Origin of the sequence: Corallococcus aberystwythensis (genome assembly GCF_003612165.1) — a bacterium.
Taxonomy (GTDB): domain Bacteria; phylum Myxococcota; class Myxococcia; order Myxococcales; family Myxococcaceae; genus Corallococcus; species Corallococcus aberystwythensis.
The window spans coordinates 12,867-35,516 of sequence record NZ_RAWK01000075.1 but is presented as its reverse complement, the minus strand read 5'-3'; the positions used below and the strand labels follow the sequence as shown (position 1 = coordinate 35,516).

At 67.3% G+C, this 22,650-nt stretch carries 15 protein-coding genes and 1 pseudogene; 9 read left to right on the top strand and 7 right to left on the bottom strand.

All coding sequences use genetic code 11. The features are described 5' to 3' along the window. Nucleotides 1-117 precede the first annotated feature (117 nt). From D7W81_RS14535 to gspC, 3 genes are all read left to right on the top strand, one after another. A complete protein-coding gene (locus D7W81_RS14535) occupies nt 118-819 on the top strand; it encodes a TFIIB-type zinc ribbon-containing protein (RefSeq protein ID WP_120555967.1) in 702 nt (233 codons plus the stop codon). Nucleotides 820-909: 90 nt separating this feature from the next. Then, nucleotides 910-2,436, top strand: coding sequence for a M35 family metallo-endopeptidase (locus D7W81_RS14530; protein ID WP_120555966.1), 1,527 nt, complete (start codon nt 910-912; stop codon nt 2,434-2,436). A 162-nt stretch (nt 2,437-2,598) separates the two neighbouring features. Beyond that, nucleotides 2,599-3,456, top strand: a complete 858-nt coding sequence (gene gspC, locus D7W81_RS14525; RefSeq protein WP_147445486.1) for a type II secretion system protein GspC — start codon at nt 2,599-2,601, stop codon at nt 3,454-3,456. On the opposite strand, the gene D7W81_RS14520 is transcribed toward gspC, so the two are convergent. Next, a complete protein-coding gene (locus D7W81_RS14520) occupies nt 3,457-5,418 on the bottom strand; it encodes an ABC-F family ATP-binding cassette domain-containing protein (RefSeq protein ID WP_120555964.1) in 1,962 nt (653 codons plus the stop codon). It abuts the gene before it with no gap. 124 nt (nt 5,419-5,542) lie between these two features. Here D7W81_RS14520 and D7W81_RS14515 point away from each other — a divergent pair, with 124 nt between their 5' ends. Beyond that, nucleotides 5,543-7,291: a serine/threonine protein kinase gene (locus D7W81_RS14515; protein WP_120555963.1), complete on the top strand. Its 1,749-nt coding sequence runs from the start codon at nt 5,543-5,545 to the stop codon at nt 7,289-7,291. A 117-nt stretch (nt 7,292-7,408) separates the two neighbouring features. Here D7W81_RS14515 and D7W81_RS43440 read toward each other — a convergent pair. Next, nucleotides 7,409-7,830 (bottom strand): annotated as a pseudogene (locus tag D7W81_RS43440) (tyrosine-type recombinase/integrase); the annotation flags it as partial. A gap of 123 nt (nt 7,831-7,953) precedes the next feature. On the opposite strand from D7W81_RS43440, the gene D7W81_RS14505 reads away from it, so the two are divergent. After that, nucleotides 7,954-9,249, top strand: a complete 1,296-nt coding sequence (locus D7W81_RS14505) for a hypothetical protein (RefSeq protein ID WP_120555962.1) — start codon at nt 7,954-7,956, stop codon at nt 9,247-9,249. Nucleotides 9,250-9,936: 687 nt separating this feature from the next. On the opposite strand, the gene D7W81_RS14500 is transcribed toward D7W81_RS14505, so the two are convergent. Then, nucleotides 9,937-10,956 carry a hypothetical protein gene (locus D7W81_RS14500; protein WP_120555961.1) on the bottom strand — a complete coding sequence of 340 codons (1,020 nt, stop codon included), beginning with the start codon at nt 10,954-10,956 and terminating at the stop codon, nt 9,937-9,939. A gap of 1,207 nt (nt 10,957-12,163) precedes the next feature. Between D7W81_RS14500 and D7W81_RS14490 the strand changes: the two genes are divergently transcribed. Both D7W81_RS14490 and D7W81_RS42990 read left to right on the top strand, forming a co-directional pair. After that, the gene (locus D7W81_RS14490) at nt 12,164-13,951 is read left to right on the top strand and encodes an AHH domain-containing protein (RefSeq protein WP_208721304.1); all 1,788 of its coding nucleotides are present in this window, start codon (nt 12,164-12,166) and stop codon (nt 13,949-13,951) included. Continuing rightward, a complete protein-coding gene (locus D7W81_RS42990) occupies nt 13,948-14,595 on the top strand; it encodes a hypothetical protein (protein ID WP_208721303.1) in 648 nt (215 codons plus the stop codon). The genes D7W81_RS14490 and D7W81_RS42990 overlap by 4 nt, the downstream gene beginning before the upstream one ends. A gap of 155 nt (nt 14,596-14,750) precedes the next feature. On the opposite strand, the gene D7W81_RS44095 is transcribed toward D7W81_RS42990, so the two are convergent. The 4 genes from D7W81_RS44095 to D7W81_RS14465 all read right to left on the bottom strand — a co-directional run bounded on the left by D7W81_RS44095 (nt 14,751) and on the right by D7W81_RS14465 (nt 20,144). After that, nucleotides 14,751-16,112, bottom strand: coding sequence for a M57 family metalloprotease (locus tag D7W81_RS44095; RefSeq protein WP_120555958.1), 1,362 nt, complete (start codon nt 16,110-16,112; stop codon nt 14,751-14,753). A 145-nt stretch (nt 16,113-16,257) separates the two neighbouring features. Continuing rightward, nucleotides 16,258-17,919 carry a choice-of-anchor D domain-containing protein gene (locus tag D7W81_RS14475; RefSeq protein WP_120555957.1) on the bottom strand — a complete coding sequence of 554 codons (1,662 nt, stop codon included), beginning with the start codon at nt 17,917-17,919 and terminating at the stop codon, nt 16,258-16,260. Nucleotides 17,920-18,022: 103 nt separating this feature from the next. Further along, nucleotides 18,023-18,844 carry a TIGR02452 family protein gene (locus D7W81_RS14470; protein WP_120555956.1) on the bottom strand — a complete coding sequence of 274 codons (822 nt, stop codon included), beginning with the start codon at nt 18,842-18,844 and terminating at the stop codon, nt 18,023-18,025. Between the two features lie 181 nt (nt 18,845-19,025). After that, the gene (locus tag D7W81_RS14465) at nt 19,026-20,144 is read right to left on the bottom strand and encodes an alpha/beta hydrolase family protein (protein ID WP_120555955.1); all 1,119 of its coding nucleotides are present in this window, start codon (nt 20,142-20,144) and stop codon (nt 19,026-19,028) included. Between the two features lie 223 nt (nt 20,145-20,367). On the opposite strand from D7W81_RS14465, the gene D7W81_RS14460 reads away from it, so the two are divergent. Together D7W81_RS14460 and D7W81_RS14455 are read left to right on the top strand one after the other, a co-directional pair. Then, a complete protein-coding gene (locus D7W81_RS14460) occupies nt 20,368-21,483 on the top strand; it encodes a sterol desaturase family protein (protein ID WP_120555954.1) in 1,116 nt (371 codons plus the stop codon). A 182-nt stretch (nt 21,484-21,665) separates the two neighbouring features. Next, a complete protein-coding gene (locus D7W81_RS14455) occupies nt 21,666-22,637 on the top strand; it encodes a M91 family zinc metallopeptidase (RefSeq protein ID WP_120555953.1) in 972 nt (323 codons plus the stop codon). The last annotated feature ends 13 nt before the right edge of the window (nt 22,638-22,650 follow it).

Below are 22,650 nucleotides of genomic sequence, written 5' to 3'. Positions count from 1 at the left end.
ACCCATGGCCGCCCCGAAGGCGCCCGAGCCCAAGCCGAAGAAGGAGAAGCGCCGCCGCGCGGGGTGAGGCGCCCGGCATCCCGTTTCCAGGGAAGACCCGGTAGGCTGGCGGACGCCATGCAGGCGTGCCCCTACTGCCAGACGACGATGCGCAACACCTACGCCCGGGGCCTGGTGCGCGACGAGTGCGGTGCATGCGGGGCTGCCTGGTTCGAGGAGGAGATGCTGGCGCGGGTGGTCGGCGCGCCCACGCTGACGGCCGTGTTCGAGCAGGCGAAGGGCAAGCCCGGGCGGTGCAAGGGCTGTGAGACCTCGCTCCAGTACGTCCCGGGGTGTCCGTCCTGCGGGCGTCAGGCGCCCACCTGCCCCACGTGCGGAAGCGCGCCGCTGCCAGCGGTGGACCTGCGGGACGTGACGGTGGACGTCTGCGGGAAGTGCCGGGGCGTGGCCCTGGACGGGGAGGAACTGGCCCGGCTCCAGAAGGCCGCGGAGCCCGCCCCCCGCGAGGAACCGCCCATCATCGCCGCCGACTTCGAGCACGAGTACGACGACCGCCGAAGCCTGAGCCTGTTGCCCAAGGTGCGCATCGGAGACGAGCCGGCCTGCGTGACGTGTGGCCGGCGGATGGACGTGCGCTACGGGTTCGTCTGGGAGGAGCGCCTCTACTGTGGAAGCTGCGCGCCGGAAGGCTCCGCGCCGTACACGGACGAGCTGACCAAGGCCCAGCCCAGCGAGACCTACGGCCGCCGCGCGCGGCACCTGAACAACAGCGCCGCCGAGTCCGCCGTCGTGTGGCTGTTGTCGAAGATCTTCAAATAGCCGCTGTAGCAATTCAGGTTACAAATCAGCGTCTCACACGACGCATTTGTCACATTGAAAATTTCACCCAGGGTGTTGCACCCTGCGTGGATGAAATTGACCTGTCTCATCGTGGCCGCGCTTGTCTCAATCCCATTCCACGCAAGCGCCGTGGAGGCCATCGACATCAAGCTCACATCCAAGGTGGCGAAGTTTCCGGCGGACGTGCCCGTGGACCTCGCGGTCACGTTCACGAACGTATCGAAGGAGCCGGTGCGGATCCTCGGCTACCAGACGCCTGTCGTGGATGGCATCCAGGCGGACATCTTCACCGTCGCCATGGAGCGCAAGCCGGTGGACTACATCGGCCGGCTCTACCGGCGCGACGCACCCGCGGACAGCGATTACCTCACGCTGAAGCCGGGAGAGAGCATCTCGGGCATCGCCTCGCTCTGGGACAACTACGACCTCTCCGTCTCGGGAACCTACGCGGTCCAGTTCAAGACCGAGCTCCTGGACGCGAGGATGGGTCGGGGGACGGCGGTCTCCAACGTCGTCTTCCTCGACATCGAGGGTCGCGAGCCACCCCTGGATCCGGACGACCTGGACGACGAACCGCAGACCAAGATCGTCAATGGCAGCAACGAGAAGTGGAAGTCGTGCAGCAGCTCGCAGAAGAACGCGCTGATCGACGCCCGGCAGCACGCCCTCAACTACGCGAACGACTCCTATGACTACCTGATGGCGGGGAGCCCGGTGACTCGCTACACCCAATGGTTCGGCGCCTACGACAGCGCTCGTTACAGCACCGTCCGTGAGAACTTCCGGAAGATTCGGAACGCCGTGGACAACGAGACGTTCAAATTCTACTGCGATTGCAACCAGAGCAACGCCTACGCCTACGTCAAGCCCCGGAAGGAATACAAGATCCACCTGTGCTCCGGATTCTGGCCCGCGCCCATGACGGGTGCGGGCTCCAAGGCAGACACCCTGATTCATGAAGTCAGCCATTTCCGGGTCGTGGCGAACACGGATGACGTCCAGTACGGCTACTCCGCCAACCTTTCGCTCGCGAGCACCGATCCCAGCAGCGCCATCCGCAACGCCGACTCGTATGCATTCTTCTCCGCGGCCACGCCCTACAACCCCTACAACCCCTGCGCGCCGACCGTCACGTCGCACACGGGCGCGCCCATCACCGCGGGCTGGGACGGAGCGAACTGCCACGTGATGAACGTGCCCTCCGGGCTGACGGCGTTCGTGCACAACAACGCCTACTACGTCAACGCGCTGCCCGGCACCTACTGCCCGGCGCCCTCCGGCTGGGACACGGCGAACTGCTACATCCTCCCCTACCCCTCCTGGAGCACCAGCTACTTCGTCTGGTCCGGGAACCTCTACCTGACGCCCGGTCCCGGCAATGCGTGCCCCGCGCCGTCCACGTTCGACGGGGCCAACTGCTTCGTCATGCCGCTGCCCTGGGGTTCGACGCCGTTCAAGTGGGCGAACAACCTCTACATCACGCCGACTCCCCACTGCGTCATCGGCGGTTATGACGGCGCGCACTGCCTGGTGGGCACCGCTCCCGCCAGCCGGACCGCCTACCTCTGGGGCTCGGCCTTCTATTACGGCCACTGAGGCGAACGGACACCGTGTCATGACGGGTTGTCATTGCTGGCACCGCGTTCCCTGACACGAGGTCCCGGACCGGCCTTCAGCGCCCCCCGCGCTCCCTCTGGCGGAGCCGCTGGCCCCTGGCTTGCTCAAGGCCTCCCTGTTCGGAACAGGGAGGCCTTTGTCATGAATGGTGGAATGCAGCGGCCCGCTCAGGGCCTGTTCGTCCTGCTTGTCTTTGCGTGTGCCCTGACGGCCGCGCTGCTCGTGAATCAGGTGACCAGCGCCTTCGTGATGCCGGGCATCCGGGACACCTGGGCCGCGGCTCCGGCACCGTCGAATGCCCCGCCCCCTCCCGTGCTGGATGGGACGCAGCTGGCACAGCTGACGGGGCTCTCGTCCGTCTCCCCTATGACGTTGCCTCCAGAGCCGTCGCAGGACCTGCGCCGGAGCACGCTGGGCATCCGGCTGTTGGGCACATTGGTGTCGCAGGATCCCCGGTGGTCCATGGCCTCCATCCATGAGCTGCCGGCGGGCAGCGCGCACAGCCTGATGGTCAGCGATGTCATCCAGGGCGCCCGGGTCTTCGCCATCGAGCGGGAACGCATCCTGCTCCTGGTGGACGGGCGGCTCGAATACATCGACGGTTTCGGGGCCGTGGCGCCCGTTCCGGTGAACGTCCATCCCGGCGCCGTGCTGGGCCGGGGCATCCGTGAAACGGGCGCGGGCACCTACGTCGTGCCTCGCGAGGACGTCACCGAAGCGCTCACCCACCTCAACGAACTGTCGATGCAGGCCCGCGTCGTCCCTGCCTTCAACGGAGGCCGCGTCGTGGGCTTCAAGCTGTTCTCCATCCGCGAGGAGTCCCTCTACTCACGGCTGGGGCTGCGAAATGGAGACGTGCTCCAGCGCATCAACGGCCTGGACCTGGACAGCCCCGACAAGGCACTGGAGGCCTTCACGAAGCTGCGGGACGCCCGCCGCATCGAGCTGCAAATTGAACGCGGCGGCAGCCCGGTCCGGAAGACCTTCGATATCCAATAGCTACGCCTGCGCCGCCGCCAGCTTCTCCTGCGCGGTCTCCCAGCGGGCATAGAGGTCTTCCAGCTCCTCCTTGCCCACGCGGTGCGCGTCCATCAGCGGCTTCGCCCGGGCGAAGTCGTTGTAGAGCACCGGATCCGCCAGCTGCCCCTCGCGCTCCTTCTGCTCGGCCTCCACCTTCGCGATGCGCTCCTCCAGCTTCGCGATCTCCTTCTTGATGGGGCCCTCCACCACGGACCGCCGCTGGCGCGCCTCCGCCTCCAGGCGCTTGCGCTCCTTCTCGGACACCGGGCCTGAACCCGCCCCGGCGCCCTTCCCGCCCGACGCACCCGTGTCCGCGCCCTCCGCGGCCAGGCGCTGCTGCTCCTGGTGATAGAGGTATTCGTCCAGGTTGCCCGGGTGCGACGTGAGCTTTCCGTCCGCCACCTCCCAGACGTGCGTGCACAGGTTGTTGATGAAGCTGCGGTTGTGGCTCACGAACAGGAGCGTGCCGCTGTACAGCTTCAGCGCTTCAATCAGCATCTCCGACGAGTCCAGATCCAGGTGGTTCGTCGGCTCGTCCATCAGGAGGAAGTTGGACGGAATCAGCAGCAGCTTCGCCAGCGCCACACGCGCGCGCTCGCCACCGCTCAGCACGCCAATGGGCTTCTCCACGTCGTCGCCGCTGAAGAGGAACGCGCCCAGCACGCCGCGCACGTAGCTCTCTGGCTTGTCCGCCGCCAGGGGCCGCACTTCTTCAATGATGGTGTTGCGGCGGTCCAGCTTGTCCGCGTGGTGCTGCGCGTAATAGCCCACCACCACGTTGTGCCCCAGCGACACCTTGCCCGTGTCCGGCGCCAGCTCCCCCGCCACCATCTTGAGCAGCGTCGTCTTGCCCGCGCCGTTCGCGCCCACCACGGCGATGCGCTGGCCCCGCTCCAGCCGCGCGTCCAGCCCGTCGTAGACGGTGAGCGCGCCGTAGCGCTTGGTGATGCCCTCCATCAACACCACGTCCCGGCCCGAGCGCTCCACTTCCGGGAAGCGGAACTTCATCGTCTGGCGCTCTTCCAGGACCTGGACCTTCTCCAGCTTGGCCAGCATCTTCGCGCGGCTCTGCGCCTGCTTCGCCTTGGTGGCCTTCGCGCCAAACCGGTCGATGAAGCCCTGCAGCTCCGCGCGGCGCTGCTCCACCTTCTCCGCCCGGGCCTGCAGGAGGACCATCTCCTCCGCGCGCTGGCGCTTGTAGTCCTCGTAGTTGCCCGCGTACTCGCGCACGCCCTCCATCTCCAGCGACACCACCCGGTTGATCTGCCGGTTGAGGAAGTCGCGGTCGTGGGAGATGAGCACCATCGCCTTGTTGGAGCGGCGCAGGAACCCGTCGAACCACGCGAGCGTGGGCACGTCCAGGTGGTTCGTGGGCTCGTCCAGCAGCAGCAGGTCCGGGTCCTGGAGCAGCAGGCCCGCGAGCGCCGCGCGCATGCGCCAGCCGCCGGAGAGCGCCTGGGTGGGCTTGGACAGGTCCGCGTCCTTGAAGCCCAGACCCTTGAGGATGCGCTCGGCGTGGTGCCGGCCGTAGCGGTTCTCGAAGTCGTCCAGCTCCGCGTGGAGGTCCGCCAGCGTCTGCGCCAGCTCCAGCTGCTCCTCCTCGTCCGTGCTGGCCGCGAGCGCGCCTTCCGTGTCCTTCAGGCGCGACTCCAACGAGTCACGGCCGGGCACGGTGCTCATCACCGCCTCCACGACGGTGCCCTCCGGCAGGCCGGCGATCTCCTGGGGGAGGTACCCCGCCCGGGCCCGGCGGCTGTACTGGACGGTGCCCCCGTCCGGCTGGCTCACCCCGGCGATGATCTTCATCAGGGACGATTTTCCCGTCCCGTTGGCCCCCACCAGTCCCACCCGGTCCCTGGGACCGAGGGTGAAGTTGTCCTCGTCGAAGAGGGTCTTCTTTCCGTAGGCGAGGCTGATGTCCTGGGCGATGACGAGGCTCATGGCGGAGGGGGGAGATAACAGCCGGGAGGCCCTACGGGAACGGTTCTGATGCCTGCCTGACTGCCCAGGGAGCACATCTCCCAAGTTGGGCGGAAGGCAGGGCTTGCCTATACTCCCGGCACCCATGGCCGCCCCCTGCCCCCACTGCGGAAGTACCGAAGGTCAAGATCACCTGTGCGCGGCGCAGAGTCTCCAGCTCCTGGGCCAGGTCCTGGACGGCCGCTACAAGATTGAGAGCGTCCTGGGTCAGGGCGGCATGGGCATGGTGTTCCGCGCCACGCAGACCTCCGTACAGCGCCCGGTGGCCGTGAAGACGCTCAACCCGTCGCTCGCCGCGGCGCCCCAGTTCTTCGAGCGCTTCCGCCGCGAGGCGGAGATCGCCAGCCGCCTGCGGCACCCGAACGTCATCACCATCTTCGACTTCGGCCGGGCCGCGGACGGCACCTGCTACTACGTGATGGAGCTCCTCAAGGGGGAGAGCCTCAAGGAGCTGGTGAAGCGCGAAGGGCCCATGACGCTGCGCCGCGCGGTGAACCTGCTGGAGCAGGCCACGCTGGGGCTGGCGCACGCGCATGATGAGGGTTGCGTCCACCGCGACCTGAAGCCGCACAACATCATGGTCCAGGCGCTCGACGGGAAGGACTTCGTCAAGGTGCTGGACTTCGGTCTGGTGAAGGCGCTGGAGCAGGACGAGGAGGAGCAGCTCACCTCCACCGGCCAGGTGCTGGGTACTCCGCAGTACATGCCGCCCGAGCAGGCCGGTGGCGAGTCCGTGGACCAGCGCTCCGACCTCTACTCGATGGCGGGCGTGCTGTACTTCTGCCTCACGGGCAGCTCGCCCTACGGCGCGAACACGGTGCGCAAGGCGCTGACGGCGTCGCTGACGCAGCCCGTGCCGCCAGTGAACAGCAAGCGCCAGGGCGCGCCGGTGCCGCCGGAGCTGGATGCCTTCTTCGCCAAGGCGCTCGCGCCGGAGAAGGAGGACCGCTACCAGAACGCGCAGGAGTTCATCGACGCGCTGCTGGACGCGGTGGAGGGGCTGACCCAGGAAGAGCTGGACGCGCATCCCACGGGCGGCACGCCGGGGGCGGAGCGCGGCACGGGCAGCCGCAGCCGTGCGGGCTCTGGCAGCCGCGCCGGTTCGGGCAGCCGGCTGGGTTCTGGCAGCCGCGCGGGCCGTGCACCGGCTCCAGGCAAGACGGGTTCGCGCCTGGGCCTGGCCCCGCCGCCCCGGGGAACGACTCCGGCGGGAGCACAGGCGCCGGCTCCGCGTGCGACGTCCAACGCGAACAACCCACCGCTCGCTGCCGCGAACCGGGCCCGTCCGCCCGCGCCCCGTCACGTGGAGCCGGAGCTTCCGCCGCCGCCCAAGGGCATGTCCGGAGGCATGAAGGCCGCGCTCATCGGCGTGCCGCTGCTGCTGATTGGCGCGGGCGTGGCCGTGGTGATGACGCGCGGGGGTGGTGGAGAGACGGCCCCTGCCCCCGTGGCGATGACGCCTCCGAAGGCGCCCGTGGAAGCGCCGCCCACGCGAGTGCAGGAGCCGGCGACGCCTCCTCCGGCGGCGCTGCCGCAGGACGTGACGGTGGAGTTCATCTCCACGCCCCCTGGCGCGGCCATCTACGAAGGTGATGTCCAGATTGGCACCACGCCCACGAAGCTGATGCTTCCGCGCGCCAAGACCGAGCTTCGCTTCAAGCTCGCGGGCTACCAGGACGTGAAGCAGAAGCTCGACTACAGCCGGACCGCGGACTCGACGGCGGCCCCTGTGGAGTTGCACCTGGAGCCCGTGCGCGCCGCGCCGCCGCCCCGGCCCACGAAGCCGTCGAAGCCCTCCGGTGGGAACGACCCGGGCATCGGCGTGTTCGAGTAGGCAGCGGGTTCGATTCCCGCCGCCTCCATCCCGAGAGCCCAGCAATCTTAACGGGTTGCTGGGTTTTTCTTTGTCCTCGTTTTCTTCATGTGCCCTCAGTGTGCCCCTCTGGCGTCTCTAGCCCAGAGCGGCGCGTGGCTGGGGAATGGGCCGATCCAACTCCTGCACCGCGCGCTCCCGTGCCTCGGGCGACAGGTGCGCGTGCCTCATGCTCATCTCGATGGTGGCGTGACCCATCAATTCCTGGATGACCTTATGAGCAACGCCCCGCATCGCGAGGTGGCGGAGGTCGTGCCAGCCGATGGAACCCTCCGGGCGGCTGACTCCTGCCCTACGCAGCGCTCGCAGGAGCGGATGCTTGGTCATCCCAGCGGTGAGCGGGCACCGTCCGCCTGGCAGAACACGTAAGGGCCCCACAGGTGGCGGTGTGCCGTGAGTGCTTCCACCGCCGACGTGGGCAGGGCCACGGTCCTTTCCCGTCCACCCTTGGGCAGTCCCACCACGCCGCGCCAGATCGTTCGGCGCACACGGAGTGTTCCCCCATGGGCTTGCCGGGGATCCCCCACCACGTATGCTCCTCACACTCCTCTTCCGACGGAGGAAGTGCAGTCCCCGAGTCTTTAATAAGCTTCTCTCGGAGCCTTGGGATTGGAGGATCGAGGATGAGCGTGCACAGGGTCGCGCAGCAGGTGGCACCACCCCCGGCGAGGGCGAGCGCGAACGTGTCGAGCACCGCGCCGCTGCAAAACGTTCCGGCTCCGGGCCCCGACGCCGCATCGGCGAGCAGCTTCGCCGAGCTCCATCACGCGGGCCGACTGGGCCACCGGCTCGACCAGGTCGCCACGCACGCGCCGCCGGCCGCCGCTGCGCTGCGCCGCGCCGCCGCGGCGGGCACGCTCACGGCGCGGCAGGTTCGCCTGAGCCACCGGCCGAGCCTGCCGCTCTCTCCAGAGGGCGTCGCCGAGCTCGCGCGATCCATGTCGGGCATCGGCGATCCGCGCGCGACCCCAATCCCCGACGCGCTCCAGAACGGGACGGCGCGGCTCGACGGTGAGGCGATCCAGATGCCAGGCCCGCAGAACGCCCGATCGCCGGCGGCGCTTGCGGCGGGCGTGAAGCGCCTGAACCCGCGGGCCACGCGCCTCGTCCTCGGTCCCCAAAGATACAACCTGCAGGCCCGGCTCAACCCCTGGGTGAGCGTGGCCACGGGGAACTACCTCCACGGCCTCCCGGATCCCAACCCTGAGCCTGCGGACGGCACTCCGCACCCCAGCGAGCAGGGCGTCGTCTGGAGCGACCGTGTGCTGACGCCGTTCAACATCGGCACCTACGGCAACAACTCCGCCCAGGATGAGAGTTGGACGCCGCAGAACGTGATGCAGCAGTTCCTCAACGCGGCCCCCCGCACCCAGCTGGAGCTCGCCGCGCGGAACTTCAACGGCACGACGCAGCATCCCAACACGGGCTTCGGCCAGATCACGGCCTCGCGTGGCTGGGGCGGCCAGCCCTTCATCCGGACCCAGCAAAATAATTACGGCGGGACCAGCGCGCCCAGAGACTACCCGGCGCTCTCGGGCATCCTCGACAACGCCGATAATCCCGAGGAGTTGGCGCACCAGATGAATCGGGCGGCCAAGGGCAACGTGCCCAACCTCAACGGGCTGACCCCGCTGCAGCGTAACGCGTCCTCGATGGTGCTCGGAATCACCCAGCACGCCGAGCAGTACCGGACGCAGGGCTCTGCCACCTTCGGTCGGGGCGCGCTCCAGGCCGTGTCGGACGGCACGATGACGTTCCACCAGGCGCTCAACGCGCTCCCCTACGCGAACCGGGGCGGCGCCCAGAACATGCGGAACGTCGCCAATGGCACCACGCCGCTGACCGACGACCAGGAGATGTTGGCCGGTCTCATGGACGAAGAGACCGAGAAGCTCTGGGAGACGCCGAAGCACGGATAGGTGCATGTGCGTCAGAGCCGTAGGGGTACCTGAGATTTCTGAGCATAGGAAGGACAGGAGCCCACTTGGGCGTAGCGGGCGGGAGCAGAGCGGGAGGTGAGGGACGCTGATGGGAAGCCCCTGAGCCGCACGCCGGGCCGACGCAGAAGCCTTTCATCTCCAGCAGGCCTCGTCCAGGAGCAGGGCGTAACAGTGCCCTCAGCGTGCTCCTCCAGCGTCTTTGGCCAGGGCGTCGCGGGCAGACCTCGCCTCTTCACTGTCGGCCGCGAGGCGCGGGCATCCAGGTGGTGACATTCCTGACGCTACACCTGGCGGGCTCGCGCCCGTCCTGGTGATCTTCGCGAACACCCGCCGACGGACCCTGGCTGCGCCGCTTTGACGGCTTCGTATTGCAAGGCTACCGTTCAGGCGGCAGCCCTTGCCCATTCAGGAGGTTGTCATGATTCGCTTTGTGAAAAATGCGGGACAGACGTTGCTCGCCGTTGTCGCGGCCTCTGCCTTGTCATTCAGTGCTACGCAGGCCTTCTCTACGCCAGCACCCCAGGGGCCCCAGGCGTATACCTGCGATGCCTGCATCCAGTCTTGCATCGAAATGGGTTTCCAGTGGGGCTTCTGCCCCAGCAAGAACGAGTGCGCCTGTTATTGAGGTTCTTGCCCTGGCCGTCATGTTCACGAGCCAGGGCAGCTTCACTCCCGGAGGACGAGGGAGTGGGAGAGCTTGCCGTCTTCACAGGTCCAGATCACCTTGTTGGCCTCCCGGATGGAGTCTGAATCGAAGGCCTGCTTCACGATATCGACGAGCCGGTAATTGAGAATCTGGTCGAAGTAGCCAATCCTCTGGAAACTCTCGACCAGGCGGGAGAGACCCGGGTCCTGCTCAGCGGCCACCAGGTCCAGGAAGTCCTTTTTGAACGCTCGTTGTGCGGACGAATCCAGCGCGTTGTCGCGCGTGTAGTGGCCGTTCGCATAGGCGTAGGAGAAGAACTGGACCAATTGCTCGAACTGGCCGCTGTTGTGCTTCCAGAACTGAAAGCCTCTCGGGTACCGCGAGCGTGCCGTCGACTCCAGGTTCGCGCGCGCGAACCGCTCCTGCTGAGTACTCTCGGGGTCGGCGTGGAGATGCCCATCGTTTCCGACACTGACGGAGGTGAAGTTGGCCTTCAGCCGGAAGTCGCGCAGGCCGAGCGACTGCAAGCGCTTCGCGAGCTCGCCCGACATGCTGCTGCGGAACGCCGACCGGGGGCTGATCGTCGACGTGGAGCTCTTCGTGGGACGGCCCGCGAAGCAGACACAGAGCGAGATGTGCCAGGTGATGCGGTCACTCGAGAAGTGCCGGGTGATGAAGAGGATGTGCTCGGCGATCTTCCTGTTGCGCATTCCTACCTTGGTCCCCTCCGAGCCGCCCACCACGATCCCGTCGCTCTGGTTGACCTGTCCATGTCCGCCCACCAGGATCTTGATGTTGTTGGTCATGTATGACCACAGCTTGGGTTGAATGAACTGGAGCACTGCGTTCAGCGCGGTCTTGGGATCCCGCATGTCGGCCACCATGCCGATGTCCGATGCGGCGCGAACGCCACCGAACCACTTCGCGCGGTCGGCCGCTTCGTTCTTGAGCTGCACGTAGTTGTTCAGGCTCGAGGTCCTGACATCTTTCGTGTCCGGCTCGCGGGCCGAATAATCAAGGACGACATAGATGTCTTTCACGGGAGAACTCCAGTCTGCGCGGAGCAGCGTGTCAGCGCGTCGCCGCTTGGGACCTGCTGATTCAGAGGGCGCTGTCGAGTAGAACTGCCCCGCGCCATGCCACGAGAATGCTCCCGATCCGCATGCCAGGTCCAGACCGTCCGGGATGGGGTTCTGGGGCGAGCTGTCGGGCCAGCGAACCGCGCCCCTTCCCCTCCGTTGGAGTCCGCCCCTCCGGAGCGCCGCCAGGACCGGGTGCTGCGGGCCGCCACCGTGGTAGGGTTTGAAGTCCACTCGAAGGACCTCCCGGGAGTTTCCCATGAAGCTTTCTCTTGCAGCGATGGTGACGTTGGCCGGCCTTTCCCTCATCGGGTGCGGAGGCCCGGCCCTCGAAGACACGATGGCCCCCGAGGCTGAAGCCCGGACGGTGTCCCAGTTCGGCACCTGCACGGCGCCCTGCGCCGGGGGAACATCGGTCTCCTGTACGGGGACCACCTGCTCGTCGACCAACAACCAGGGCGTGACGTGTGACGGAGTGTTCACCGCGTGTCCGGCATCGTGTAGCGGGCTGCCATCGTGCAGCCTGTACGTGAACCGGAGTTGCACGACCCCGAACGCAACGAAGGACTGCTGCAACGCCACGACCCACAAGCCGAACTCCCTGCTGTGCTCAGGCTCGGCGGCCACGGGCTACCGCTGGCTCAATTTCTAGCGCCGGTCCCCTATCCACAGGTCCGCGGTGTGTCGCTGTTGCTGTTCGTGGCGGGAGCGACGACGCGCGGTTGGAGTCGAGCAGGCCGCAGGTTCATCCCTGCGGTTTCGCCGAGCGATGCGTCAACCTGCGAAACCTTCGTCCGCGCCTGGCTTGCCCGGACCTCGACGTCCCGGAGAAGGACCATCTGGGGCGTGGCGCGTGAGGCCCTGGATGCGCAGGCCTCGCTCTGGGAAAAGCTTCGCAGCATCCCCACCTGCACGGTCCTGTACGGAATGGACGCGCCGTTGAATCCTGACGGTTCGACGCATGCCTGCCTCGGAGGGGAGCATGACGAGCCATTTCGGATTCATCGATCACGGTGACGGTGCGAACATTCGGACACTCCCGGCGGAAGCGAAGAACTCCGAGTGTCTGACGCGCCAGCCCCTACCCCCAGGCTCTCGCGTCTCCGTCATCCGCGACCATGCCCAGACCTCCGGTTGGTCTTACGTAGCGACACGTGTGGAAGGGTATTTGCTGAAGGGCTACGTCCAGGGCCTACGCATCACCACCCAGCTGCCTGAGCCGGCGGCAACCCTCTACGTCATCCGGCCTGGAGATTGTCTGGAGCGCATTGCCGCGCGCATCTACCGGCAGGGAATCACTCCGGGGAAGGATTTGCGCTTCTATGAAAATGTCATCCACCATGTGAACGCACAGTGCGGGCGTAAGGGCATCCGGCTCGACGGCGGTGACGTGAAACTCATCGCGGGAGAGCGCATCTGGCTGGTCAGCCTGGCGTTCGCGGACCAGCTCCAAGGCCTCGTCCCCAGTGGCTCCATCACAGGAGGGGCGCTCGCCCGGGCGCGGAAGGCCGCGCGGCACCTGGAGGATGTCATCGCGTCCGTGGAGGAGGCGCCCAAGTACTTCCGCGCGGTCGCCGGGCAGTATCGCGATGCCATCCTCGAACACCTGCCGGAGATCATCGGTATCGTCCTGGCGTTCATCGGCGCGGAGTTCCTGTCCACCCTTCTGGCGGCGTCACCGACAGGGGTGGGCCAGCTCGCGGCGGCCATCATCCAGCTGGCGCTGGCGGTCTTCGGAGTCCAGGGCCTCATCGAGGCAACGGGCGAAGCCCTGACGCACGCGAAGCAGTGGCTGATCCAGGCCTGGCAGGCAAATGGGAACCCGGTGAAGCTCGCGGAGGCGAGCAAGTCCTTCCTGAGGATGTTGATCAGCATCGCCATGGCCGCGCTGGCGTTCATGGGCGCGAAGTCCAACCTGCAACGGGGGCTCAAGCTGGCGGAGAGCGTGAAGATCACCCTCCCCCGCCTTGTCATGATGGAGACTGCCGGCGCTGGCGGCTCGGCCGTAGCGGTCCCCATCTTCCAGCCGGGCGCCATCACCGCGGCGCCCACCGCCCTGCCGTTGAATCCCTGGGGTTGGGGCACGCCCCTGATGTCCCAAGCGGCCAAGGGCGGCACGGCTTCCGAGCCGCCCCTGACGGACCGGGTGCTGGGGGACGCCGAGTTGGAGAAGCTACTGGAGAAGCTTCCCAACTGGGACAAGCTCAAGCAGTTCGTCGGGCGTCAGATTCCGAAGGAAGGGACGCCCGCGTTCGACGCTTTCAAGAAGGACCTCCAGGAGGCGGGTTATCGCTTGGAGAAGCTGAGCGACGGGCCGCAGCCGTACCGCCTCCGCCGGCCAAATGGGCAGGCCCTGGGCGACGAGTATGCGGCGCTCACAGTGACCGAGGACGGGCTCATCGTGCTCAAGTCCAGCAAGGCACCGTCACGCATCAGCATCTTCACGCGCTACCGGAAGAATTACCTGGACTGGGTGGAGCAGACCCACGGCAAGGCGGCGCGGGCTGCGGCGGAGGCGCGCATCTCCCAGGGCCACCCCCTGCATCACCTCATCCCGGACGCGGAGGCACAGACGAACCAACTGGTCCGCGAGGCCATGAAGCGCATCGAGGGGTATACGATTGACCGGGGGTCGAACATCCTCGACATGCCTCCGGGAGCAAACCCGAACTGGGGATTCATCCACTCGGGCAGCCATCCCTCGTACAGCAACCTCGTCAGGAGCAAGCTCAATCAAGAACTGGCGAAGCTGCTCAAGCTGGGTCCCCCCTCCCGATGGACACCCAAAGCCATTGACGATGCCATCCGCAAGGTCGAAGACGAACTGCGCCACGCCATCGACTCCAAGGTTCTGGAGGCTCCCGTCATCAAGAAGGTCTACGATGGAGACGTGCTCATCGGCCATAAGCTGGCCATGGTGGAGCTCCCGTTCCCCTCGGAGTCGAACACCGCATGATTCATGCACTGCTGCCGGACGTCACTCACATCGATGAGGATGGGGTCCATGATGCCGAGAGCATTGAGTTCGACGGCTTCGAGTACGTGACGTTCCACGAGCCCTCCATCGACTACCAGAGCGAGCAAGGGGCGCCTGAAGTCGTGGAGTTCGTGGGCAACCTGGAGAACGCTGCCTGGCTTGACCATCTGGTCACTACACCTGTGGGCATGTTGCTGGTGTCCAAGCGCATGGTGCGCGTGCTCGAATCCGTGGGGCCCTTCCGTCACCGCGCCATTCCCACGGTCATCTACTCGAAGCGCATCAAGCACCTCGTGCGCGACCGCTTCACACGCCAACGGACCTGGTACCCGGTGACGGACCCCACGATGAAGAACGAGGACTTCGTCATCCTCCAGTTGCTGGAGGAGACCCACTGTCTGGACCGCGAGCGCACCCTCGTGAAGGGAGTGCCATTCCATCAATCTGGTGAATCCGTCCTGGGTCAGGACGAGGCCCTGCCCCTCGTACTCCGCCCTCCGACGGGGGGCTTTCCTCCCGTATTCTGTGTCCCGGAGCTGACCTTCTACTGCTTCACCGGGGAAGCCCGGCAGGCCTGCGAGGCCGCTGAACTGAAGGGCTTGTGGTGGCGCCCCCAACGCTGACCCCAGTGCCACTCATGAAGGCGCTGCCGGAACGTGCGCGGCGACGTCCGCCACGCCTTCCGCCTCCACGCACCGCCAACTCCTGACAGGTCGAAAAACAGCCCCCGGGGGCAACCGCCCCCAGGGGCCTCTCGTTCCGGATGCGAACGCGATGACTACGGGCTGAGGGAGAAGCTCCCCGCCCAGGCGCCGTAGGAGTACGTGGTGATGCCGTTGCGCGTGGTGCCCGTGTAGCTGGCCTGCCCCGGACGGATGGTGACGGACACGTTCCCACCCGAAGCCGGAATCACCCCCGCGTGCACCGCTGCCGCGCAGGCGTTCGAATCATCGGTGTAGAGGTCCGTCCCCCACACCGTGCCGCCGCTCACCGGACCGCAGCTGCACCGGATGCTCGTCCCGTTCTGGCCGCGGTAGGACGTGAAGCTGTAGCTGGAGCAGGCGCTCGGCGGAGGTGTCACGCCGCTGACCGAGAAGCTCCCCGCCCAGGCGCCGTAGGAGGACGTGGTGACGCCGTTGCGCGTGGTGCCCGTGTAGCTGGCCTGCCCCGGCTGGATGGTGACCACCACCGTCCCACCCGCCGTGGAGATCGCGCCGGCATGCACCGCCGCCACGCAGACGTTCGAGTCGTCGGTGTAGAGGTCCGTCCCCCACACGGTGCCCGAGCCCACCGCGCCGCAGCCGCAGCGGATCTGCGTCCCGTTCTGCCCGCGATAGGAGGTGAAGCTGTAGTTCGAGCAGCTCGTGACCGCGCCCGTGGAATAGAGGGCCGACAGCGCGGTGACGTCCGAGCCGGTCCACTCGCCCGTCTCGGTCGACCGGAAGCACGAGTTCATGATGGAGCCGCCCACGGTGGCCGTGGTGGGCGTATTGGGGATGTGGATGGCCCCCACGCCCGCGTCGCCCTCGTCGCCACCGGCGCCGCAGCTGATGCTGCGGTTGTAGTAGTCCGAGTGACGGAAGCCGATGGCGTGGCCCAGCTCGTGGGTGATGACGTGCTCGTTCACGTCCGCGCTGTAGCTGTTCAAGCCAGTGCCAATATAGAAGACCCCATAGGGCATCCCGTTCGACGGGAAGCCCGCCTGGCCGCCAGTACCGGACGTGGTCTCCGCGGTGATGTTCGCCGTACAGCCGGTGGCCGGTCCGCGGGCGAAGGTGAGCCGCAGCCCCTGCTCGTTGTAGTTGGCGAGGGCCAGGTCGAGGCCCTGGCTCAGGTTGGGATAGCTGTTGAACGCGGCGGTGGGGTTGACGCAGATCTTCGTCACGCCCGTGCCGACCTGGTTCGTCGTGCGGTACTGCTCGGCGCTCCCCTCCAGGGGCTGGAGCAGCTCGCGGGACGCCTCGAGGGTCACGTGAGCGTCGCGGCCCACGTACACGGCGCCGTCGAAGACCTGGATGTCATTGGCCGGGAAGCCGGCCTCGATCAGGTTGGAGATGATCTCCTGGTTCTCCACTTCCGGATCGCCTCCGCAACCGGCGAGAGAGACACCGACGAGCAGCGCCATGGAAAGTCTACGCATGCAGACCTCTTGTTCGAGGAAAGGACAGCGCGCGACTGCGCGCCCCCATCCATGCATGCGCCAAACCCAACCCAATAAGCGTAAAACCAGAAATAATCAAATACCCAACATTCCAACCGGACGCACAGCCCGCGTGCCTCAGGCGTCACCGCTCCGTCGTGAGCGCGCGGGGGTCGTACAGGCGGATGAAGCCCTCCGTCGGGTTCGCGCGGTCGCCGAAGCCCCCGCCCACCACCACATGACGAGCCGGGTCGGCATAGGTCAGGGTGCTGACCCAGGCCCCATTCCCAGACGGCGAGTCGATGTACGTGATGGGCCCCGGCGACAGCTTCGAACTGTCGCCCATGTCGCCGAACCAGCCCCGGCCGTAGGTTTCGATACCAGGGCGCAGCTCGTGCCCGCCGAAGAGCAGCCTGGGGACGGGGTCGAAGTGGGCGGGAAAAGCGTAGGTGTCGACCACGCCCGGCCCCTTGCCCTGTGGCGTCTGCGAGTTCCACAGCTCGTTACCCTCGGAGTCCATCCACGAGACCCTGAAGCCTCCCGGAGGCGAGCCGATGCTGATGACGGAGATCATCTCACCCGTGAGGGAGAAGGCCACGTCTCCCCAGGGGCGCTCCTTCGTCCACACCGCGGCCCCAGCGGAGGTGAGCTTGCGGACGAAGTTCTTCACGAACACCAGCTCCTGTGGCGCGGGCCCCCGGTTGTACGCAGTGCCAGCCACGTAGACGAAGCTCCCATTCCCCACGATGCCCAGGCCCAGGGGGTAGGTGATCTGCGCTTCACTGACGACGGCGCTCCACGTCTCGACGCCCTCGCGAGACAGCACGACGAGCTTCGTCACCACCGCGGTGTCATTGCTCCCCTGCGCCAGCAACACGTAGGTGTTACCGAGCACGTCCGCCACCATCTGTCCCGCGGGTCCCGCGCTCGAGAACACCTCAGGCGTGTACGTCCATCGCACGCGCCCGTCGCGGTCGTACTGGGTCACCGTCGCGTCGTAGCGCAGCAGTGAGACGAACCCGTCGCTGGTGACGGCCAGCTTCGCCGTGGCGGTGAGGGGCAATGACCAGCGCTCCTGTCCGGCGCCGTCCAGCGCCGTCACGCCCAGGGCGTCCTGAACGACAATCCTGCCGTCCCCCAGCGGCGCCACCAGCACGGGAGGGCTGCTGCGCCGCACCTCCCACTGATAGACGGGCGACCACGCCTCCAGGGCGACGGACTTCGACGCGTCCAGACGGAGCTGGCAGCCGCCGCGAGGCGCCCCGGCGCAGGCCTTGCTCCACGTCGGGAACCCTTCCGGACCGGCGTACAGGGTCAGCTCCGCCTTGCGCACCGCGTGCCTGCACGGCTGGGTACACGTGAAGGAGTCGTCCCCCGCATCAACATAGGTGCCCGGCGGCATGGAGGTCACCTCCACCCATGCGAAGCCGGTGCCCTGGAGCTCCGTCTGGAGCACCGAGGACGCCCCTGCCACCTTGAGGCGGGCGGAGGACGCGCCGCCCAGGCGGGGCGTGAACCGCACGCGCAGCTCGCACTCCAGGCCCGCGGCCAGGTACTTCTCGCAGGTGTTGGAGCTGATGACGAAGGTGTCGGAGCCCTCGATGCTCACCGACACCGACTCCACGTCTTGGGGCGAATTGTTGCGCACCGTGAAGAGCTGCTCGCCGGAGGGCTTCCCCACCTCCCACTCCCCGAAGTCGAACGACTTCCGGTCGATGATGAGCTCGGCGGCGGGCTCGTCGGAGCAGGCGCCGAAGAGGAGGGGCGCGCCGAGGAGAAGGACGGGGAACAAAGACTTTCGGACCATGGGGGCGGACTTCTAGCCAAGACCCAGACATCGCGACAAGCCCTGTCCCGCGGTGCGGGTCCGGGGCGACCGCGACACAAAGCCTGTCATCCTCCGCATCACGTCAGGCGAATCGCTCGCGGAAGGCTCGCAGGTTGGGCCCGTCCCCGCCGCGCTCCCACACCGCGAACACCACGCGCTCGAAGATGCCGGGGAACGCGTCCAGGGCGCTGGCGAAGGCATCCGCCGCGTCGCGCGGGTTGTTGCGGAAGGCGCCGCAGCCCCACGCGCCCAGCACCAGCGTGCGGTGCCCGTGGTGCGCCGCCACCTGGAGCACCTTGACCGCCCGCGCGTGCAGCACTTCGCGCATGCGGGGTAGCAGGTGCGGCGCATTCCGCTCGGCCGAGCCGGCGTTCGGCGCGGGCGCGGTGATGAGGGACACGCGGAAGGGGTGTTCCAACAGCGTGAGCGCCTCGTCGCGGAAGAAGGGCACCTGGGGCGAGTAGATGACGTGGTCCGAGTACAGCGGTGAGGACCCGGCCCGGTTGGCTTCGTAGTACTCGCGCTGCGTGAGCAGGCACGGGTAGAGCGCCGAGCAGCGCGCCAGGTCCTCCTCCTGGGCCTTCGCTCCGCCCAGGAAGCCGCCGCCCGGATTCTTCGCGGACGCGAAGTTCAGCGCGACGACGTCCGCCACGCCCTCCGCCTCCGCGCAGCGGCGCGACGCGGCGCCGGTCCTCTCTGGCGTGACCTCGATGCGGAGCGCAGCGCCCCCCGCGTGAGGCTCGGGCGGGGGCAGCCTCGCGAAGTCACCGGGCCGGTAGAGCACCGTCCCTCGCAAGGCGCGCTCCACCTGCTCCCGGAACAGCACGGGCCGCCCGGACGGCGCCACGTACCCGCCCCGCTCCACGATTCCCACCGTCTCCTGCGCAACCCCCTTCAGCGACATGTCCCGCTCCCTGGCTGGCGAATCCACCAAAGCCTTCGTGTAAAAAACACACGAACACTCGTGCCTGGCCCTGACATGGTGGGGGGCTTCAGCATCGGGAAGCGCCGGGCCTGTCGTTGAAAGAGCCTCCATTCCAGACAGGAGATGGGCCCACGGTGCCGTCTCCGCCGGGCGGAGACGCTCAGTGGCAGAAGACGAGCTCGGGGTACAGCGGCGAGGCCGTGTCCAGCAGTGGCCGCGGCTTGCCGAGCAGGTGCTGGTCGAAGAACGCGTTGATGTAGGCCCGGGTGATGGCCTGGGTGCGCTCCCCGGTGGTGCTCGCGCCGATGTCGATGCCCAGATGGTCCGCGACCAGCCCGACGTCGGTGAATGACGCGTGCACCGTACCTGCCACCTCAAGCCAGCGCTTCCACCCGGTCAGCTGCTGCCAGTCCTGCTCCCAGGGCGTGTTCACGCCGGGCTGGCACAGGGTGGGCGTGAGCTGGTGGCTCAGGAACATGAATGGCCGGGACAGCCCGGGGGCGAGGAGCGGGGTGTCCGAGGTGCCGTCAATGTCGATTCCGGCCCGGATGCGGGACTCGTTGACCATGGTGGGAAGGGTGCTCGCGCCACCCGCGGAGTGGCCGGCCATCCCGACGCGGGACGGATCGAGCAGGTATGCGCCACGCCACTTCGCGTGCGGACCGGTCAGCTCGTCCAGCACGAAGGACACGTCGGCCGCCCGGCCCTGCTCCAGCTTCTGCCAGAAACCCGGGTCGTGCGGGATGTCGCACGAGGCACACCCGGCGACGCGTCCGTCGGGGAAGCTGGTGGCAAGGGTCTCATAGGTGTGGTCCACCACCGCCACGACGTAGCCGTGGCTCGCCAGGTCCTCGGCGAGCGCGCTGAGCGTGGCACGGGGCTTTTTGTAGCCCGGCGACAGCACGACCAGCGGCAGGCTGTGCGCGCAACCGGCCGGCCACGCATCGCGGACGGAGTGGGTCCGCACCCTGCTCAGCAGGTCGGGCGGCACGTCGGGGATACCGCTGTCCGCGAGCAGCGCCGCCGACTCCGCCGGGGTCATGTACCGCGCCTTCGGACCGTGCGCCCAGAGCGCCGGGTAGAAGAGGGAGACCATCAACTCCCGGTAGCTCACCGAAGGCACCCACGGGTCGGGGCGCGAGGTGTCCTTCAGGTACAGGGAAGTGCTGCCAACCGGCTGTCGGCCGGTGGGTTCGGGCAGGGAGGGCGCCGTGTCCGCCGCAGCGGGCGATGCGAGCAGGACAAGGGTCAGTACGGTGGCGAGCAAGAGACCACGCATGGGTGTCATTTCCTCACAGGAAGGATGGCACGGGTGCCGCACCTGCCGGACGCGCTGCTGGAGCGGCGAAAGACTGGCATCCGCTCGTGGAACACCGGCTCCGTTTCAAGCAGTCACTCGTGACGTGCAAACGGGAAGGACCGGCTGGGGCGCTGCTGCTCCCTCACCCGGGTGGTGTAGGCTCACGCCTCGCCGCACTCCTTCTGGACGGTTCTTCTTGGAAATGATTCTTGCTCCCGCCCGGCGCATCGACCTGGGCAAGCGCGCCGGTGTCACGGGCGGGCTTCTGGGCGTGCTCTGCGTCATCGCGGAGTTCTGCTTCCTGTTCCCCCACGTGCTCGTGTCCAACGACGGCCGGGCTTTCTATGCGGAGCACCTGGAGGTCTTCCGCGGCATCCTCCAGGTGTCCATCGTCGTCACCTTCCTGCTGGGCACCTTCAGCGTGATGACCCTGCGCTCCAAGGCGCACGGCGGCATCGCCATGGTGCTGGCGATGGTGGCGCTGCTCCTGGGCGGCGCCGAGGCGGAGCCCCTGACCCACACGCCGCGCGCGATGAGCGCGGGCCTGGACTTCTTCGCGTTGGACCTGCTGGTGCTCGGACTGGTGTTCATCCCCATGGAGCGGCTGTGGAGCCTGAACGAGCAGAAGATCTTCCGCACCGGCTGGCAGACGGACCTCAAGCACTTCTTCGTCAGCCACGTGGGCGTGCAGATCATCTCCTTCGCGGTGCTCATCCCGGTGCAGGTATCCCTGTCCTGGGCCGTGAAGCTGGACTTCCAGGCGCACGTGGCCGCGCAGCCCATCTGGTTGCAGTTCTTTGAAATCCTGCTGGTCATCGACCTGGTGAGCTACTGGGTGCACCGGGCCTTCCACTCCGTCGGGTGGATGTGGAACTTCCACGCCATCCATCACTCACCGCTGCAGATGGACTGGCTGGCCAGCTCGCGCAGCCACCTGGTGGACACCCTGGTCAACCGCTTCGCGGGCTTCGTGCCGGTGTTCCTGCTGGGCTTCCACCCGTCCGCCATCTACGGCTACCTCGTCTTCGTGTCCTTCCACGCGGTGTACATCCACGCCAACGTCAACCACCGCTGGCCGTACCTGCGCTGGATCTTCGCGACGCCGGAGTTCCACCACTGGCACCACACGTCGGACGACGAAGGCATCGACAAGAACTTCGCCGTCTTCCTGTCGTTCATCGACGTCATCTTCGGCACCGCGCACATGCCGGCCCACTGGCCCTCGAAGTACGGGACCACGCAGTTCCAGCCGCCGGAGACCTACCTGGGGCAGTTGGCGTACCCGTTCCAGCGCCACAAGCAGACGCCCTACGGGTAGTCGCGGAGGCCTGATGACTCCAGACATCAGGCCCCCGACTCCAGTCACCAGGGCCGCGGCCCCCGCTTCGACGTAAGGCCCTGGAATCAGGGGAGGACACGCGGTCCCTGGGCCCTGAAACGGTGGGCACGCGGGGTGCAGTAGGGGTGGTCCGTCGCTGCACTCCACTCCCGAGGCCCCCCATGAAGCTGCGCTCCTCTTCGTTCTCCAAGCCCTCTTCGTCGTTCGGCTCCTCTTCCTCCACCTCCCGCCCCCGCAGCGACAGCCTGCCCGCGAAGCCGGAGACGGCGAAGCCGAAGCCCCTGGCGTCGCCCGCGGAGCTGCAGGCGGGCAAGGACAACCTCAAGCCCACCGACTACGGCGTGGTGGACCCCAAGCTCCAGGGCATCCGGACCCGCCGTGACAACGGCCAGTCCGGCGCGCAGTTCGCGGACTTCACGCAGGACGTGCGCAACTCCACGAACAAGCTGACCAGCAGGCCCGTGGGCAACCAGATGTTGAACGACATCAACGGCCGTACCCAGGCCGTGAACCCCGGCGCCACGGGCACGCAGAGCAAGCCGCTGACGGCGATGGACATCTACTCGGGCCGCAACTCGGCGCTGCCCAACTCGCACGTGCCCCGCAACGACGGCACCCTGTCGTCCACCCGCCCGGCGTACCGCTACGACGGCCAGCCCGGCGCCGGCACGGCCAGCGACGTCAAGTACAACGAGAACGGCTCCGGCCCCCGCTTCAACAGCCTGGGCCACGAGTCGGTCCACGCGTGGCGCGCGTCCAACGGCCTCCAGGTGAGCCCCCTGGCCGCCAGCAAGCACAGCGACGCGGACGTCTTCAAGCAGCACCCGTCGCACTCGGCCAACATGAAGGACACCGTCGACAACCGCCTCCGCCTCACGGAGGAGTTCGAGACCGTCGGCCTGCGCCCCACGCCGCACACGAAGAACAACTGGGCCCCGTCCGAGAACGCCATCCGCGCCGAGCACGGCCTGCCGGCCCGCCAGGACTACTCGGGCCTGAAGCCCGACGGGAAGAACAGCAACGACGTGGCCTTCCAGAACTACGACCAGGGCACCGACGCCCGGAACTTCTTCCAGAAGCTGTCCGGCCAGCCGTCGCCCTTCCAGAAGATCGTCGGCGACCTGGAGAAGTGATTCGGGAGGGCGC